Origin of the sequence: Delftia tsuruhatensis, assembly GCF_903815225.1 — a bacterium.
Classification (GTDB): Bacteria; Pseudomonadota; Gammaproteobacteria; order Burkholderiales; family Burkholderiaceae_C; genus Comamonas; species Comamonas tsuruhatensis_A.
This window is the reverse complement of record NZ_LR813084.1, coordinates 90,057-106,551: the sequence shown is the minus strand read 5'-3', so window position 1 is coordinate 106,551 and position 16,495 is coordinate 90,057. Positions and strand designations below refer to the sequence as shown.

13 protein-coding genes are annotated in these 16,495 nt (G+C 68.7%); 5 read left to right on the top strand and 8 right to left on the bottom strand.

Going from position 1 to position 16,495, the window contains the following annotated elements:
- Nucleotides 1-5: 5 nt before the first annotated feature.
- Both L1Z78_RS00465 and L1Z78_RS00460 read right to left on the bottom strand, forming a co-directional pair.
- Entirely contained in the window at nt 6-1,175 is a 1,170-nt protein-coding gene (locus L1Z78_RS00465; protein ID WP_234639630.1) for an acyl-CoA dehydrogenase family protein, read from the bottom strand.
- Nucleotides 1,176-1,263: 88 nt separating this feature from the next.
- Nucleotides 1,264-3,342, bottom strand: a complete 2,079-nt coding sequence (locus tag L1Z78_RS00460; RefSeq protein ID WP_234639629.1) for an acetoacetate--CoA ligase — start codon at nt 3,340-3,342, stop codon at nt 1,264-1,266.
- Nucleotides 3,343-3,537: 195 nt separating this feature from the next.
- Between L1Z78_RS00460 and L1Z78_RS00455 the strand changes: the two genes are divergently transcribed.
- The 3 genes from L1Z78_RS00455 (at nt 3,538) to L1Z78_RS00445 (ending at nt 7,143) form a co-directional block, all read left to right on the top strand.
- On the top strand, nt 3,538-4,845 hold the full coding sequence (locus tag L1Z78_RS00455; RefSeq protein ID WP_234639628.1) for a solute carrier family 23 protein: 1,308 nt from the start codon (nt 3,538-3,540) through the stop codon (nt 4,843-4,845).
- Nucleotides 4,846-5,051: 206 nt separating this feature from the next.
- Entirely contained in the window at nt 5,052-6,566 is a 1,515-nt protein-coding gene (locus tag L1Z78_RS00450; protein ID WP_234639627.1) for an acetyl-CoA hydrolase/transferase family protein, read from the top strand.
- Between the two features lie 103 nt (nt 6,567-6,669).
- Nucleotides 6,670-7,143, top strand: a complete 474-nt coding sequence (locus L1Z78_RS00445) for a hotdog fold thioesterase (protein WP_012202024.1) — start codon at nt 6,670-6,672, stop codon at nt 7,141-7,143.
- On the opposite strand, the gene L1Z78_RS00440 is transcribed toward L1Z78_RS00445, so the two are convergent.
- The 6 genes from L1Z78_RS00440 to L1Z78_RS00415 all read right to left on the bottom strand — a co-directional run bounded on the left by L1Z78_RS00440 (nt 7,144) and on the right by L1Z78_RS00415 (nt 13,493).
- Nucleotides 7,144-7,845, bottom strand: a complete 702-nt coding sequence (locus L1Z78_RS00440; protein ID WP_234639626.1) for an ABC transporter ATP-binding protein — start codon at nt 7,843-7,845, stop codon at nt 7,144-7,146.
- Nucleotides 7,846-8,023: 178 nt separating this feature from the next.
- Nucleotides 8,024-8,788: an ABC transporter ATP-binding protein gene (locus L1Z78_RS00435; RefSeq protein ID WP_234639625.1), complete on the bottom strand. Its 765-nt coding sequence runs from the start codon at nt 8,786-8,788 to the stop codon at nt 8,024-8,026.
- A complete protein-coding gene (locus L1Z78_RS00430) occupies nt 8,781-9,821 on the bottom strand; it encodes a branched-chain amino acid ABC transporter permease (protein ID WP_234639624.1) in 1,041 nt (346 codons plus the stop codon). Before L1Z78_RS00430 ends, L1Z78_RS00435 begins: the two co-directional genes overlap by 8 nt.
- Before the next feature lie 2 nt (nt 9,822-9,823).
- Entirely contained in the window at nt 9,824-10,696 is an 873-nt protein-coding gene (locus L1Z78_RS00425; protein WP_234639623.1) for a branched-chain amino acid ABC transporter permease, read from the bottom strand.
- Nucleotides 10,697-10,717: 21 nt separating this feature from the next.
- Nucleotides 10,718-11,881: an ABC transporter substrate-binding protein gene (locus tag L1Z78_RS00420; protein WP_234639622.1), complete on the bottom strand. Its 1,164-nt coding sequence runs from the start codon at nt 11,879-11,881 to the stop codon at nt 10,718-10,720.
- 55 nt (nt 11,882-11,936) lie between these two features.
- Complete coding sequence (locus L1Z78_RS00415) at nt 11,937-13,493, bottom strand: benzoate-CoA ligase family protein (RefSeq protein ID WP_234639621.1); 1,557 nt, start codon at nt 13,491-13,493, stop codon at nt 11,937-11,939.
- Between the two features lie 215 nt (nt 13,494-13,708).
- On the opposite strand from L1Z78_RS00415, the gene L1Z78_RS00410 reads away from it, so the two are divergent.
- Nucleotides 13,709-14,623 carry a helix-turn-helix transcriptional regulator gene (locus tag L1Z78_RS00410; RefSeq protein ID WP_234639620.1) on the top strand — a complete coding sequence of 305 codons (915 nt, stop codon included), beginning with the start codon at nt 13,709-13,711 and terminating at the stop codon, nt 14,621-14,623.
- Nucleotides 14,624-14,813: 190 nt separating this feature from the next.
- Nucleotides 14,814-16,475, top strand: coding sequence for a 2,3-epoxybenzoyl-CoA dihydrolase (gene boxC, locus L1Z78_RS00405; RefSeq protein ID WP_234639619.1), 1,662 nt, complete (start codon nt 14,814-14,816; stop codon nt 16,473-16,475).
- The last annotated feature ends 20 nt before the right edge of the window (nt 16,476-16,495 follow it).

Sequence of the window (16,495 nt, the reverse complement as noted above, 5' to 3'; positions counted from 1 at the left end):
GTCCTTCACCGCAGGCCCAGGCCACGGGCGATCATGCCGCGCAGGATGTCGCGCGTGCCGCCGCGCAAGGAATACGAAGGAGCGACCTCAGTCACGTAGTTGAGGGTGCGCAACAGCTCCAGTGGAACCTCGGATGCTTCACGTGCAAAAAGGTCATCGGCGATGGCAGCGGGAATGAACTGCTCCAGCGTGGTACCCAGCTCCTTGACCAGAGCCGCCTCGACGATGGGGCTTTCGCCGCGCACCAGCCGGTCCTGCACGGCCACCGACATGGCGCGCAGCGGCGCCAGCTCCGTGAACACGCGGCCCGCCAGGCGCAGCGCGCTCTCGCTGCGGTTCCCGGTCGCACGCAGCCATGCCAGCCACTCGTCGAACAGCACGATGCTGGAGAACAGCCGCTCGGGACCGCTGCGCTCGAAGGCCAGCTCGGCCGTGACCTGCTCCCAGCCCTGGCCCTCCTGGCCGATGAGGGCGTCGGGCGGCAGCTGCACGTTGTCGAAGAAGACTTCGCAGAAATGGCGGTCGCCCGAGAGGTCGGTGATGGGCCGCACGGTGACGCCCGGCAGCGACAGGTCCACGATGACCTGGGACAGGCCCTGGTGCCGGTCAGCCGCCTCGCCCGAGGTGCGCACCAGGGCGATCATGTAGTGGCAGTGGTGGGCATTGGTGGTCCAGATCTTCTGGCCGTCGAGCACGAAGCCCCGGCCGCCCCCTTCGCCCCGGGGCACGGCGCGCGTCCTCACGCTGGCCAGGTCCGAACCGGAGTTCGGCTCGCTCATGCCGATGCAGAAGAACGCCTCGCCCCGGCAGATGCGCGGCAGGTAGAACCGCTTTTGCGCCTCGGTGCCGTACTTGAGGATCAGCGGCCCGCTCTGGCGGTCGGCGATCCAGTGCGAGCCCACGGGCGCGCCGCAGGCCAGGTACTCCTCGACCAGCACATAGCGCGTGAAGGCACTGCGCCCGCCACCGCCGTACTCGCGCGGCAGGGTGACGCCTATCCAGCCCTTCTGGCCCAGTTGCCGGCTCAGCTCGGCGCTGTAGCCGCCCCAGGAGCGCGCACGCACATGCGGCGGCAGGTGGCGGATGGCATCGGCCAGGAAGGCGCGCACCTCGGCGCGCAGCGCCTCGTCCTCGGCGGGGATGCGGGTCGGGACAAGTGAATCAAGCACACTCATTGCAGGGCTCCATGGTTGGAACCCACTCTAGGCAGCCGGTTTGTCGCAGTCCAATATTAAAAACCGAGCCACTGATATCGGTTGAATATCAGGCAGCCCCGGAGACGGCGGCCTGCCGCTGCGCATGGCGCGCGGCGAAGTCCACGTACCAATCCAGGCAGCCGGGGTTGGCCATGGCCTCCTTGTTGACCACCTTGTCCAGCGGCTGGCCCAGCAGCAGCTTCTTGATGGGCAGCTCCTGCTTCTTGCCGCTGAGCGTGCGCGGGATCTCGGCCACCTGCACGATCTCGTCGGGCACGAAGCGCGGCGACAGCGCCTGGCGGATGGCGGCCTGCAGGCGCGCGCGCAGCGCCTCGTCCAGCGCCACGCCGGGGCGCAGCACCACGAACAGCGGCATGTAGCTTTCGCGGCCCAGGAATTCGAGGTCCACGACCAGGGAGTCCAGCACTTCGGGCAGGGATTCGACGGCGCTGTAGATCTCGCTGGTACCCATGCGCAGGCCGTGGCGGTTGATGGTGGCGTCGCTGCGGCCGTAGATGATGCAGCCGCCCCCGGGCAGGATGCGGATCCAGTCGCCATGGCGCCAGACCGGGCCCATGGACACCGGGCCATGGCCGCCACCGGGCTGGCGGCCATGGCCGGGCGGATACATGTCGAAGTAGCTGGACAGGTAGCGCCCGCCGTCCGTGTCACCCCACAGGTACAGGGGCATGGAGGGGATGGGCTGGGTGCAGACCAGCTCGCCTACCTCGTCGATGACGGGCTGGCCCTGCGCGTCCCAGGCCTCGACGGCCGCGCCCAGCTGGCGGCACTGCATGATGCCCGGCTCCTGCGGCAGCTCGCGATGGCCGCCGATGAAGGCGCCCGCGAAGTCGGTGCCGCCCGAGATGTTGTTCCACCAGATGCCGGGACGCCCCATGCCTGCGAACTGCGCCGTGCCCCAGCTTTGCACCTCGGGCGACAGTGGCGAGCCCGTGGTGCCCAGGCTGCGGATGCGCGACAGGTCCCCGCACTGCGCGAGGTCCACGCCGGCCTTCATGCAGTTGGCGTAGAAGGCCGCGCCCGAGCCGAAGCTGGTCACGCCGGTCTCGGCCGCGAAGCGCCACAGCACGCCCCAGTCGGGCCTTTCCTTGCTGCCGCCGGGGCTGCCGTCGAAGATCACGCAGGTGGTGCCGCCCAGCAGGCCCGAGACCTGGGCGTTCCACATCACCCAGCCCGTGGAGCTGTACCAGTGGTAACGCTCGCCCCAGCTGTTGGGGTGGTAGCTGCAGCCCACGTCGTTGTGCAGGGCCTTGAGCTGCAGGGCCACCAGCACCATGCCGCCATGGCCGTGGACGATGGGCTTGGGCAGGCCGGTGGTGCCGCTGGAGTAGACGATCCACAGCGGGTGGTCGAAGGGCAGCCATTCGGGCTCGAAGGCCGCCGTGGCCGCGTCGTCGCGGGCCGTGACCTGGCCGTAGTCGGCGGCATCGGCCAGGCTGGCCTCCAGGTCCAGGTTGGGCACCAGGACCACATGCTCCACGCTGGGCAGGCCCTCGCGCAGCTCCGCCAGCACGGCCATGCGGTCGATATCGCGCCCTGCGTAGTGCACGCCATCGACGGCGATCAGCGCCTTGGGCGCGATCTGGCGAAAGCGGTCCAGCACCGCGTTGGTGCCCATGTCGGGCGCGCAGATGCTCCAGACGGCGCCCAGGCTGGCCGTGGCCAGCAGGGCGACCATGGCCTCGGGGATGTTGGGCAGGTAGGCGGCCACGCGGTCGCCGCGGCCCACGCCCTGGGCCTTCAGGTGCAGGGCCAGGGCGGCGACCTGGCGGCGCAGGTCCGGCCAGGACAGTTCGCGGTGGCGGCCTGCCTCGTTGCGGCTGACCACGGCGGGCATGCCGGCCGCATGGGCGGCATCCACATGGCGCAGCGCCTGGCGCGTGTAGTTGATTTGGGCGCCCGGAAACCACTGGGCGCCGGGCATGGTGTTGCGCTCCAGCACGGCCGTGTGCGGCGTGGGCGACTGCAGCGCGTTGTAGTCCCAGATGCTTTGCCAGAAGGCGTCCAGGTCGGTCACCGACCAGCGCCACAGCGCGTCGTAGCTGTCGAACTGCAGGCCGTGGCGCTCGCGCAGCCAGTCCTGGTACAGGCGGATCTGGGGGATGAAGGCAGGGGTGTGGCTCATGACCGGCCACGGTACGCGCGCGCTGCCCGCGAGCCCAGACGGGAAAGCCACTAGGCTGGCACCTGGGCGACAAAGTCTGCGGGCCGGATCGCGTATCTCCGCACAAACACTGGGAAAAAAATTCCAGTCTGCCCTGCCTGCCGGAAAACAAATGCCTCTAATATCGCGCCAATTTTTTACAAGGAGCGATGCCACATGGGCCTTTTCCAATGGACGGAGAAATCCGCCGACCAGCTGCAACGGGGAGGCGTGATCGGCCCCGATGAGCGCCTGCCCTGGCCCCAGACCGGGCTGATGGGCATACAGCACGTGATCGCCATGTTCGGCTCCACCGTGCTGGCGCCCATCCTCATGGGGTTCGACCCCAACGTGGCCGTGCTCATGAGCGGCATCGGCACGCTCATCTTCTTCCTGATCACGGGCGGCAAGGTGCCCAGCTACCTGGGCTCGTCCTTCGCCTTCATCGGCGTGGTCATCGCGGCCACGGCCTATGGCGGCAAGGGTGCCAACGGCAACATCGGCGTGGCGCTGGGCGGCATCATCGCCTGCGGCGCGGTCTATGCGCTGATCGGATTCATCGTGCAGATGGTGGGCACGCGCTGGATCGAGCGCTTCATGCCGCCCGTGGTCACGGGCGCCGTGGTGGCGGTGATCGGGCTGAACCTGGCGGCCATTCCCGTCAAGAACATGGCGGCCAACAACTTCGAATCCTGGATGCAGGCCCTGACCTTCGTCTGCGTGGGCCTGGTGGCCGTGTTCACGCGCGGCATGGTGCAGCGCCTGCTGATCCTGGTGGGCCTGATCGCGGCCAGCCTGCTGTACGGCCTGTTCACCAATGTGCTGGGCATGGGCAAGCCCGTGGACCTGTCGGGCGTGGCGGGCGCCGCCTGGTTCGGCCTGCCCCAGTTCCACGCGCCCGTGTTCAGCGGCCCGGCCATGGTGCTCATCGTGCCCGTGGTCATCATCCTGGTGGCCGAGAACCTGGGCCACATCAAGGCCGTGACCGCCATGACCGGCAAGAACCTGGACCAGTACATGGGCCGGGCCTTCATCGGCGACGGCGTGGCCACCATGGTCAGCGGCGCGGCCGGCGGCACGGGCGTGACCACCTACGCCGAGAACATCGGCGTGATGGCCGCCACGCGCATCTACTCGACGGCCGTGTTCTTCGTGGCCGCCGTGCTGGCCGTGCTGCTGGGCTTCTCGCCCAAGTTCGGCGCGCTGATCCAGGCGATCCCGCTGCCCGTGATGGGCGGCGTGTCCATCGTGGTCTTCGGCCTGATCGCCGTGGCCGGCGCCAAGATCTGGGTGGACAACCGCGTGGACTTCTCGCAGAACAAGAACCTGATCGTGGCAGCCATCACGCTGATCCTGGGCACGGGCGACTTCACGCTCAAGTTCGGCGATTTCGCGCTGGGCGGCATCGGGACCGCGACTTTCGGTGCCATCATCCTCTACGCGCTGCTCGACCACGCAAGGGATGACCAGCAACTCATTCATTGAATGTGAGCGCAAGCAAACACACCTTGAGCCATTGACTGCGCGGCAGGGCCTTTACGGGGAAACCCGAGGTCCGCTTCCAGCGCTGCTACCATCGGTTTCCGGAGATATGCCGCCCTTGCTTTCTTGCACGGGGCGGCTTTTTTTAGGCTTGCATGCCAGCGCTCCGGCCCCTGCCGGCTGGCGCGAGCCGTCAGCCGGAGCCATAGATGTCCCTCGCAGACCGCGTACGTTTCCCAGAATTCCTTTCGCGCACCATGACGGCCGAGCAGGCCGCCGCCCTGATCCCCCACGGCGTCAACGTCGGCATGAGCGGGTTCACGGGCGCGGGCTACCCCAAGGCCCTGCCCCAGGCCATCGCCCGGCACGCCAAGAGCGAACACGCGGCCGGCCGGCCCTACAAGATCAATGTCTGGACCGGCGCCTCCACGGCCGCCGAGATGGACGGCGCCTTGGCCGAGGCCGGCGCCCTGGGCCAGCGCCTGCCCTTCAACACCGACCCGACCTGCCGCGCCCGGATCAATGCCGGCGAGATCGACTTCATCGACATGCACCTGTCCCACGTGGCCCAGCATGCGTGGTTCGGCTTCCTGGGCCCCATGAGCGTGGCCGTGGTCGAGGTGCTGGGCGTGACCGAGGACGGCCGCCTGATTCCCTCCACCGCCGTGGGCAACAACAAGACCTGGCTGGAGATCGCCGACAAGGTGATCCTGGAGGTCAACACCAAGCCGCCCATCCAGATGGAAGGCATGCACGACATCTACTACGGCACGGCCATTCCGCCGCGCCGCGTGCCCATCGCCCTGACCCATGCCGATGACCGCATCGGCGAGCCCTATCTGCGCGTGGACCCGGCCAAGGTGGTCGCCGTGGTCGAAACCCACAAGGGCGACCGCGACAACGTCTTCGCCCAGCCGGACGCCAACTCCAACCTGATCGCCGCCTCCATCATCGACTTCCTCGCGCACGAGATGAAGATGGGCCGCCTGCCCAAGGAGATGCTGCCCATCCAGTCGGGCGTGGGCAATGTGGCCAATGCCGTGCTGGCCGGCCTGCTGACGGGCCCCTTCGAGAACCTGCTGGGCTTCACCGAGGTGCTGCAGGACGGGATGCTGGACCTGCTGCGCGCAGGCAAGATGGCCAAGGCCTCGGCCACTTCGATCTCGCTGTCCGGCAGCGCCTACAGGGACTTCGAGGAGAACATCGACTTCTACCGCGACCGCATCATCCTGCGCCCCCAGGAGATCAGCAACCACCCCGAGCTGGTGCGCCGGCTGGGCGTGATCGCCATGAACTCCATGATCGAGGCCGACATCTACGGCAACATCAACTCCACCCACGTCATGGGCACGGGGATGATGAACGGCATCGGCGGCTCGGGCGACTTCGCGCGCAACGGCTACCTGTCCTTCTTCGTCACGCCCTCGGTGGCCAAGGGCGGCAAGATCAGCTGCATCGTGCCCATGTGCTCGCACGTGGACCATACCGAGCACGACACGCAGATCATCGTCACCGAGCAGGGCCTGGCCGACCTGCGCGGCCTGTCGCCGCGCAAGCGCGCCCAGGTCATCATCGACCGCTGCGCCCATCCCGACTTCCGTCCCCAGCTGCAGGACTACTTCGACCGCGCCCAGCGCCAGGGCGCGCTGCACACGCCGCACATCCTGAGCGAGGCGCTGAGCTGGCACCAGCGCTTCGTGGACACAGGCGACATGCGCGCCTGACAGCGGCACAGTCTCCGGCGCAACAAACGCGCGCTGCGGACTGGCGTAGCATGCAAGGACGGCCCACGGGCCGTCTTTTTCGTTGCACCCACAGGACCTACCCATGCCGATCTGGAAGCGCAGCTTCACCCTCGAAGACATCACCTCGCTGAGCGCCGACACGGCCGTCTCGCACCTGGGCATCGAGTTCACCGAAATCGGTGACGACTTCCTGCGCGGCCGCGTGCACGTGGACCAGCGCACCTGCCAGCCCTACGGCATCCTGCACGGCGGCGTGAACGTGGTGCTGGCCGAAACCCTGGGCTCGGTGGCCGCGGCCTGCTCCATCCCCGAAGGCTGGCGCAGCGTGGGCCTGAACGTCTCGGCCAACCATGTGCGCGCCGCGCGCCAGGGCTGGGTCACGGGCACGGCCCGCCCCGTGCACCTGGGCCAGACCACCCATGTCTGGGCCATCGAACTGCACGACGAAACCGGCCGCCTGACCTGCACCTGCAGCCTGACCATGGCGCTGCTGCCGCCGACCCACGCCCAGAACGTCAAGCTCGCGGCGCAGCCGCCAGTGGCGGCGCAGCCCTGATCACACGCCCAGCAACGCCGACAGGCGCTCCGGCTGCGCCAGCAGGTCCCGCGAATCGGCCTGCAGCGCCAGCCGGCCCTTTTCCATGACCACGGCGCGGTCGGTGTGGGCCAGCACCTTGCGGTAGTCGCGGTCCACGATCAGGGTGGAGATGCCGGTGGCGCGGATGGCGGCGATCACGCGCCAGATCTCGGCCACCACCAGGGGCGCCAGGCCCTCGGTGGCTTCGTCGAGGATCAGCAGGCGCGGGTGCGTCATCAGCGCGCGGCCGATGGACAGCATCTGCTGCTCGCCACCCGACAGCTGGTCGCCGCCGTTGCCCAGACGCTCGGCCAGGCGCGGGAAGGTGGCCAGCACGCGCTCCAGCGTCCAGTGGCGCTCGCCGCCGGGGCCGGCTCGCGCGCTCATGACCAGGTTCTCGCGCACGCTGAGGTTGGGGAAGATGCCGCGCCCCTCGGGCACATAGCCGATGCCCAGCCGCGCCATGCGTTCGGGCGGCGCGCCCGTGCAGTCGCAGCCATCGGCGCGCAGCCGGCCCGCGCGCGCCGGCACATAGCCCATGAGCGTGCGGATCAGCGTGGTTTTGCCCATGCCGTTGCGTCCCAGCAGGCCCACGGCCTGGCCTGCGCGCAGTTCCAGGTCCACGCCCTGCAGGATGTGGCTGTCGCCGTAGCAGGTGTGCAGGCCCTCCAGAGAAAACATGGGCTCCGCTGCTTGGGTTTCAGGGGGACACGTCATCGCGCTATTCCCGTTCTGCATGGAACCGGCGCGACACAGGCGGGAGGCACCCAGCAAGGGCCGCCCCGCAGCGAGGGTGCCGTCCCCCTCCCGCGAAGCGAGAGAGGGGGAAGCGGCGCAGCCGCTCAGGGGGTGCTTAGCATCACTCATGGTCTTCTCCCAGGTAGGCCGTGCGCACCACGGGATCGACGCGGATCTGCGCGGGCGTGCCCGTGGCCACCACGCAGCCGTTGACCATCACCGTGATGCGGTCGGCGATGCGGAACACGGCGTCCATGTCGTGCTCGACCAGCAGCACCGCATGGCCGTGCTTGAGCTGCTGCAGCAGGGCCAGCATGCGCTCGGTCTCCTCGGCGCCCATGCCGGCCAGCGGCTCGTCCAGCAGCAGCACGCGCGGCCCCGTGGCCAGGCACATGGCCACTTCGAGCTGTCGCTTGGCGCCGTGGCTGAGCGTGCCGGCCACGCTCAGCGCATGGCCTTGCAGGCCCGCGCGCTCCAGGGCCGCCTGGGCCTGGCGCAGGCTGGCGGTGCAGCGTGCGGACGCCTGCCACAGCGGCCACAGTTGCCAGGGCCGGTGCGCCATCTGCGCCTGGGCCGCGAGGCGGCAGTTCTCCAGCGCCGAGAACTCGGGAAAGATGGTGGTGCGCTGGTAGCTGCGGCCCACGCCGGCGCGGGCGCGCAGCGGCTGGGGCATGCGCGTCACGTCGCGGCCCGCCAGCTCGATGCGCCCTTCGCTGGCGGCCAGCTCACCCGAGAGCATGTTGACCAGGGTGGACTTGCCCGCACCATTGGTGCCGATCACGGCATGGACTTCGCCTTCGTGCAGGTCCATGTCCACGCCGCCCACGGCAGTCAGGCCACCAAAGCGCCGCGTGAGGCCGCGCACGCGCATCAGGGATTCAGCCATGGCTGACCTCCTTGCCTGTTTCATTGCCCTTGCCCTTGCGCTGCCCCAGTCCCATCAGGCCCTTGGGCAGCAGGGCCACCAGCACGATGATGGCCAGGCCCAGGCTCAGTTGCCAGTGGTCGGCCAGGGGGCCGACGATGGCATGCGTGGACACGACCTCCTTGAGCGCGACGAAGGCCACGGTGCCGATCACGGCGCCGCGCAGCGAACCCAGGCCGCCGAGGATGACCATCAGCAGCACCTCGCCCGAGTGGTGCCAGGACAGCAGCTCGGGGTTGACCACGGCATCGCGCACGGCCAGCAGAAAGCCTGCCAGGCCCGCCAGCATGCCGGCCAGCACGAAGGCCGCGAGCTTGTAGCCGTAGGGAGTGAAGCCGGCCGCGCGCATGCGCTGCTCGTTGACGCGGATGCCCGCCAGCGCCGCGCCGAAGCGCGACTGCTGCAGCCGCGCCAGGAAGGCATAGGCCAGGGCCAGCGCGGCCAGCACCACGTAGTAGCGCACCTGCGGGTTTTCCATGTCGAGGGGGCCCCAGGCGGGCCGCGCCATCAGGTACAGGCCGTCGCTGCCGCCGCCGATGTCCGAGTCGTGGAACACGAAGTAGGCCAGCTGCGCGAAGGCCAGCGTCACCATGATGAAGTAGATGCCGCGCGTGCGCAGGCTCAGCAGGCCCACCAGCAGCGCATAGCCGCCCGAAGCCAGCAGGGCCCAGCCCAGCATGGCGGGTAGCCCGGCCTCCCTGCCCGCCGCCAGCACGGCCGCGTAGGCGCCCAGGCCCATGAAGGCCGCATGGCCCAGGCTGACCAGGCCCGTGCCGCCCACCAGCAGCTGCAGGCTCAGCGCGAAGAGGGCCAGGATCATGGTCTTGACCACCAGGCCCGACAGATAGTCCGACCACCAGGGGCCGGCCAGCGCCAGCAGCAGCGCGCAGGCCAGCGGCAGGGCACAGGCGCGCCAGGCGCAGGCCGATGGCGGCGGCTGCCCGCTGCGCTCACCGGCGGCCAGCAGGGCCGGGGAAGGGTTGGTGACCGCCATGCTCAGCTCCTTTGCCCCATCAGCCCCTGGGGCCGCCACACCAGCACCAGCGCCATCAGCAGATACACGCTCATGCCGCTCAACTCCTGGAAGAACAGCTTGCCGAAGGTGTCCACAAAGCCCACCAGCAGCGAGGCCAGCAGCGCCCCCGTGATCGAGCCGATGCCGCCGATGACCACCACCACGAAGCAGATGATGAGCACGCTGGAGCCCATGCCCGGGTAGACCGAGCTCATGGGCGCGGCGATCATGCCGGCCAGTGCCGCCAGCGCCACGCCGATGGCGAAGACGATGCGGTACAGGCGCTTCACAGCTATGCCCAGGCCGCGCACCATGTCGCGGTTGCTGGCGCCGGCGCGCACCATCATGCCCAGGCGCGTGCGGTGGACCACCCAGTACAGCGCCAGCGCCACCAGCAGGCACACGCCCGAGGCGAACAGCCGGTACCAGGGATAGCTCATCAGGGCGCCCAGCTCGAAGCTGCCCGACAGCCATGCGGGCAGGGACACGCCATGCACGTCGTTGCCCACCAGCATGGAGCGCAGCTCCTCGAACACCAGGATCAGGCCGAAGGTCATCAGCACCTGCTGCAGGTGCTCGCGCTCGTAGAGGTAGCTGAAGAAGGCCCACTCCAGCGCATAGCCCAGCACCACGCTCAGCGCCACGCCCGCCAGCAGCATGGTGATGAAGTGCTGGCCCAGCAGCGGCGCCAGCGCGAAGGCCATGTAGGCGCCGATCATGTAGAAGCTGCCATGGGCCAGGTTGATCACGCCCATGATGCCGAAGATCAGCGTCAGCCCCGAGGCCAGCAGGAACAGCAGCAGCCCATACTGGATGGCGTTCAGGCACTGCACGAGAAAGGTCGCGAGGTCCATGGCGATGTCCGTGTGCCTGCGTCACATGCGGCAGCCGCGGCCGGGGTCGCCCAGGGCCTTGAGGGCCACGCCCACGCGCTGGTTCTCCTGGCCCACGACCTTGCGCAGGTACACGTCCTGCACGGGGTTGTGCGTCTTGCTGATGGTGAAGTCGCCGCGCGGGCTGGGGATGGTGGCCTTTTCGATGGCCTGGCGGAACTCGGCCTTCTTCGCCATGTCGCCGCCCGCCGCCTTCAGGCCCACGCCCAGCATCTGGGCGGCGTCGTAGCCCTGCACGGCGTAGACGTCCGGCATCATCTTGTAGGCTTGGGCGTAGGCCGTGCGAAAGCGCCTGTCGCGCTCGGTGCCCAGTTCGTCGGCGTAGTGCAGCGTGGTCAGCAGGCCCTGGGCGGCCTCGCCCTGGGCCTCCAGCGTGCCGTCGGTCAGAAAGCCCGGGCCGTACAGCGGGATGGTCTTGTGCAGGCCGGCCGCATGGTAGTCCTTGACGAACTTCACGGCCCCGGCGCCCGCGAAGAAGGCAAACACCGCATCCGGCCTGGCGGCCGCGATCTCGGTCAGCAGGGCCTGGAATTCCACGTTGGGAAACGGCACGGTGAGCTGCTTGCTGACCTTGCCGCCCTCCTTCTCGAAGCCTTCCTTGAAGGCATTGGTCATCTCCTCGCCAGCCGCGTATTTCCAGGTGATGGTCATGGCGGTCTTCTTGCCTTCCTGCTTTGCAGCCACCACGCCCATGGGATAGGACGACTGCCAGTTGGAGAAGGACGAGCGGAAGATGTTGGGCGCACACATGGCGCCCGTGACCGCATCGGCGCCCGCATTGGGCACGATGAGCACGGTGCCGCTTTCCTTGGCCGCGCGCGCCATGGCCATGGCCACGCCCGAATGCACCGTGCCCACGATCACGTCCACCTTGTCGCGCTTGATCAGGCGGTTGACGTTGTCCGTGGCCTTGGCCGGGTCGGACTCGTCATCGACCTTGAAGAACTCGATCTCGCGCCCGCCCAGCTTGCCGCCCTGCTCATTCACGAACTGCCGGAATCCGTTCTCGATGGCCACGCCCAGCGCGGTATAGGTGCCGCTGTAGGGCAGCATGAAACCGACCTTGATCCTGTCCTGCGCGAAGGCGCCGCTGCTCATCGAGGCGGCCAGGGCAAGGGCGGCCCAGGGGGTGAAACCGGTGTGCATGCTTGTCTCCTTGTGGTGGATGGGTCTTGCTTTTTTCGGGGCCTGAAGGGGCCGTTCAGCCCACATTGGCCTCGCGTTCACGAAGGCGGAAACGCTGGATCTTTCCGGTCGCGGTCTTGGGCAGTTCGTCCACGAACTCGATGAAGCGCGGGTACTTGTAGGCGGCCAGGCGTTCCTTGACGAAGGCCTTGAGCTCGGCCTCGGTGGCGCTGTGGCCATCCTTGAGCACCACGAAGGATTTGGTCTTGGTCAGGCCGTCGGCATCGGTCTTGCCGATCACGGCGGCCTCCAGCACGGCCGGGTGCTGCATCAGCGTGGCCTCGACCTCGAAGGGCGAGACATAGATGCCGCTGACCTTGAGCATGTCGTCGCTGCGCCCGGCATAGGTGTAGTAGCCGTCGGCGTCGCGCACGTACTTGTCGCCGCTCTTGAGCCAGCCGCCCTGGAAGGTCTCGCGCGTCTTGTCGCGGTTGCCCCAGTACATGAGGGCGGCGCTGGGGCCCTGGATGAACAGGTCGCCGACCTCGCCATCGGCCACGGGCTGGCCGTCCTCGCCGCGCAGCTCCACGCGGTAGCCGTCCACGGGCTTGCCGGTGCTGCCGTAGCGGATGTCGCCGGGCCGGTTGGACAGGAAGATGTGCAGCATCTCGGTGGAGCCGATGCCGTCCACGATGTCGGCACCGAAATGCGCCTTGAAGCGCTGGGCGATCTCGGCCGGCAGGGCCTCGCCGGCCGAGGAACACATGCGCAGGCTGACCTGCTCGCGCGCCGGCAGCAGGGGCGAGGCCAGCATGCCGGCAAAGCCCGTGGGCGCGCCGAAGAACACCGTGGGCCGGTGCTGCACCCAGCGCGCGAAGGTGGCCTCGGGCGTGGGGCGCTCGGCCATCAGCACCACGGTGGCGCCCACGCTCAGCGGAAAGCTCAGGCCGTTGCCCAGGCCGTAGGCGAAGTAGAGCTTGGCGGCCGAAAAGCAGATGTCGTCCTCGCCCAGGCCCAGCACGGGTGTCCCATAGAGCTGGGCCGTCCAGTAGGGATTGGCATGCGTGTGCACCGCCCCCTTGGGCTTGCCGGTGGAGCCCGAGGAGTACAGCCAGAAGCCCGGGTCATCGCCCAGCGTGGCGGCCGGCGCGGCCAGCGGCGCCTGGGCCGCGAGCCAGGGGCCCAGGGGCTCGAAGCCCGCGTCGCGCGCCGCCGCCTCGTCGCCGGCCACCCAGACATGGCCCACCTCGTGCGGCGCACGCTCCAGGGCCTGGCGCAGCAGGGGCAGCAGCGCATCGCAGGTCAGCACGGCCTGGGCGCGGCTGTGGCCCAGCATGTAGGCATAGTCGTCGGCCGTGAGCAAGGTGTTCACGGCCACGGGCACCACGCCTGCATACAGCGCGCCCAGGAAGGCCACGGCCCATTCGTGGCGGTCGTGCATGAGCAGCAGCACGCGCTCCTCGCGGTGGATGCCCGCCGCCCGCAGGCCGCTGGCCAGGCGCCGCGCCTGCTGCTCCAGCTGGCCATAGCTGAGCGTGCCATGGTCGTCGATGTAGGCGATCTTGTCGGGCCGCGCGCGGTTGAGCGCGAACAGGTGCGCGGCGAAGTTGAAGGGCTGGGCGAAGTCGATCATCGGCGGGCCCGCCAGAGGGAAGTGCCTGGACCGTGTTCCATCGTGCGTCTCCTTTGACACCGGGCAAGAGACCCGGCTTGTAGTCCTCCGCACAACATGCAATATTGTGCGTGCACGGCAAAGATAGTTAGAACACAATCCATCGTCAAGCACTATATTGCATGGATGGTGTTAACCCCGAGTGCTTATCATTCAGCCCTCTTCAAGGAAACTCTATGGACCAGTTCGAGACGGCAGCCCTGTCCGCCGGGGCGGCGGATTCCCTCTCAGAAGCCCCCAGGAACCCGGTGCTGCAATCGCTGGGCGAGCGCGTGCGCAGCCTGCGCGCCCGCCGGGGCCTGACACGGCGCGGGCTGGCGGCGACGGCCGAGGTGTCCGAGCGCCACCTGGCCAACCTCGAGTACGGCACGGGCAATGTCTCGGTGCTGGTGCTGCACCATATTGCACAGGCCCTGCAATGCTCCATGGCCGAGCTGCTGGGCGACGTGACCACCACCAGCGCCGAATGGCTGCTGATCCGCGAGCTGCTGGAAGGCCGTGGCGAGGACGACCTGCGCCGCGTGCGCCTGGCCGCCGGCGAACTGCTGGGCACGGCCCCCAGCGACCGCCAGCGCCAGACGCGCATCGCGCTGATCGGACTGCGCGGCGCGGGCAAGTCCACGCTGGGGCGCATGCTGGCCGAGCAGCTGAACGTGCCCTTTCTCGAACTCAACCAGGAAATCGAGCGCGTCGCGGGCTGCAGCGTGCGCGCCATCCACGACCTGTACGGCGCCAATGCCTACCGCCGTTACGAGCGCCGCGCGCTGGAGGAGGCCGTGCAGATCTACAGCGACGTGGTCATCGCCACGCCGGGCGGCATCGTCTCGGACCCGGCCACCTTCAACGAGCTGCTGGCGCACTGCACCACGGTCTGGCTCAAGGCCCGGCCCGAGGAGCACATGGGCCGCGTCATCGCCCAGGGCGACACCCGCCCCATGGCCGCCAACCCCGAGGCCATGGACGACCTGCGCAGCATCCTCGAAGGCCGGGCCGGCTTCTATGCCAAGGCCGACCATGTGGTGGACACCAGCGGGCAGACGCTGGAGCAGAGCTTTGCGCAGTTGAGGGCCTTGTTCCTCCCGGCGCGCTGACGGCTCCCTGCCCCTCTGCATCCAGGCCAGCGGCCTGGATTTTTTTCACCTGATCTCCTGGTATTTACCCTGAATTTTCTCATAACACGCACTATCTTGCTTGTTGCAGCGTGCGTTTTTGGATGATGGCTGCATAATTGTGCCTGCAGCGCATCGATTGCTGCACTATCTTTCATCCAAGAGGCAGCCCATGCACCCGTCCAGCCCCCCTGTCGATTACCGCACCGAGCCCGGCCAGTACCGCCACTGGTCGTTCACCGTCGAAGGCGCCATCGCCCGCCTGCGGCTGGACATCGCCGAGGACGGCGGCATCCGGCCCGGCTACAAGCTCAAGCTCAACAGCTACGACCTGGGGGTGGACATCGAGCTGCACGACGCGCTCAACCGCATCCGCTTCGAGCACCCGCAGGTGCGCAGCGTCATCGTCACCAGCGGCAAGGACCGCATCTTCTGCTCGGGCGCCAACATCTTCATGCTGGGGGTCTCCAGCCACGCCTGGAAGGTGAACTTCTGCAAGTTCACGAACGAGACGCGCAACGGCATCGAGGACAGCTCGCGCCACTCGGGCCTGAAGTTCCTGGCCGCCGTCAACGGCGCCTGCGCGGGCGGCGGCTACGAGCTGGCCCTGGCCTGCGACGACATCGTGCTGATCGACGACCGCTCCTCGGCCGTGTCCCTGCCCGAGGTGCCGCTGCTGGGCGTGCTGCCCGGCACGGGCGGCCTGACCCGCGTGACCGACAAGCGCCATGTGCGCCATGACCTGGCCGACATCTTCTGCACCAGTGTGGAAGGCGTGCGCGGCCAGCGCGCCGTGAACTGGCGCCTGGTGGATGCCGTGGCCAAGCCAGCGCAGTTCGACGCCGTGGTGGCCGAGCGCGCGCAGCGCCTGGCCGAAGGCAGCGCGCGCCCGGCCAGCGCACAGGGCATCAGGCTCACGCGCCTGGAACGCGAGGCCACGCCCGATGCCCTGCACTACCGCCATGTGCGGGTGGAGATCGACCGCGCACGGCGCACGGCCACGCTGACCGTGAAGGCGCCGCAGGGTGTGCAGCCGGCCACCATCGAGGCCATCGTGCAGGCCGGCGACGCCTGGTGGCCGCTGGCCATGGGCCGCGAGCTGGACGATGCCATCCTGCACCTGCGCACCAACGAGCTGGACGTGGGCACCTGGCTGCTCAAGACCGAGGGCGAGGCCGCCGCCGTGCTGGCCGCGGGCGAGGCGCTGCTGGCCCACCAGGACCACTGGCTGGCGCGCGAGACCCTGGGCCTGCTGCGCCGCAGCTTTGCGCGGCTGGATGTGTCCTCGCGCACGCTGTTCGCGCTGATCGAGCCCGGCTCCTGCTTCGCGGGCATGCTGGCCGAGCTGGCCTTCGCGGCCGACCGCGCCTACATGCTGGTGCTGCCCGACGATGCCGAACACGCGCCGCGCATCCAGCTGGACGCCTTCAACTTCGGCCTGCTGCCCCTGGTCAACGACCAGTCGCGCCTGCAGCGGCGCTTCTACGAGGAGGCAGCACCGCTGGAAGCCGCGCGCGCCGCCACGGGCCACGCGCTGGACGGCGACCAGGCCCTGGCCCTGGGCCTGGTCACGGCCGCGCCCGACGACATCGACTGGGACGACGAGATCCGCATCGCCCTGGAAGAGCGCGCCGCCATGTCGCCCGACGCGCTCACGGGCCTGGAGGCCAACCTGCGCTTCGCCAGCCGCGAGAACATGGCCACGCGCATCTTCGGGCGCCTGTCGGCCTGGCAGAACTGGATCTTCAACCGCCCCAACGCCGTGGGCGACAAGGGCGCCCTGAAGCTCTACGGCACGGGCCAGAAGGCCGGCTTCGACTTCAACCGCGTGTGACCCCACCCCACGGACCCAGA

Excerpts from the sequence above, each read along its gene's own strand:
- L1Z78_RS00465 (WP_234639630.1), bottom strand. The coding sequence starts at position 1,175 with ATGAGTGTGCTTGATTCACTTGTCCCGACCCGCATCCCCGCCGAGGAC.
- L1Z78_RS00460 (WP_234639629.1), bottom strand. The coding sequence starts at position 3,342 with ATGAGCCACACCCCTGCCTTCATCCCCCAGATCCGCCTGTACCAGGAC.
- L1Z78_RS00455 (WP_234639628.1), top strand. The coding sequence starts at position 3,538 with ATGGGCCTTTTCCAATGGACGGAGAAATCCGCCGACCAGCTGCAACGG.
- L1Z78_RS00450 (WP_234639627.1), top strand. The coding sequence starts at position 5,052 with ATGTCCCTCGCAGACCGCGTACGTTTCCCAGAATTCCTTTCGCGCACC.
- L1Z78_RS00445 (WP_012202024.1), top strand. The coding sequence starts at position 6,670 with ATGCCGATCTGGAAGCGCAGCTTCACCCTCGAAGACATCACCTCGCTG.
- L1Z78_RS00440 (WP_234639626.1), bottom strand. The coding sequence starts at position 7,845 with ATGTTTTCTCTGGAGGGCCTGCACACCTGCTACGGCGACAGCCACATC.
- L1Z78_RS00435 (WP_234639625.1), bottom strand. The coding sequence starts at position 8,788 with ATGGCTGAATCCCTGATGCGCGTGCGCGGCCTCACGCGGCGCTTTGGT.
- L1Z78_RS00430 (WP_234639624.1), bottom strand. The coding sequence starts at position 9,821 with ATGGCGGTCACCAACCCTTCCCCGGCCCTGCTGGCCGCCGGTGAGCGC.
- L1Z78_RS00425 (WP_234639623.1), bottom strand. The coding sequence starts at position 10,696 with ATGGACCTCGCGACCTTTCTCGTGCAGTGCCTGAACGCCATCCAGTAT.
- L1Z78_RS00420 (WP_234639622.1), bottom strand. The coding sequence starts at position 11,881 with ATGCACACCGGTTTCACCCCCTGGGCCGCCCTTGCCCTGGCCGCCTCG.
- L1Z78_RS00415 (WP_234639621.1), bottom strand. The coding sequence starts at position 13,493 with ATGATCGACTTCGCCCAGCCCTTCAACTTCGCCGCGCACCTGTTCGCG.
- L1Z78_RS00410 (WP_234639620.1), top strand. The coding sequence starts at position 13,709 with ATGGACCAGTTCGAGACGGCAGCCCTGTCCGCCGGGGCGGCGGATTCC.
- boxC (WP_234639619.1), top strand. The coding sequence starts at position 14,814 with ATGCACCCGTCCAGCCCCCCTGTCGATTACCGCACCGAGCCCGGCCAG.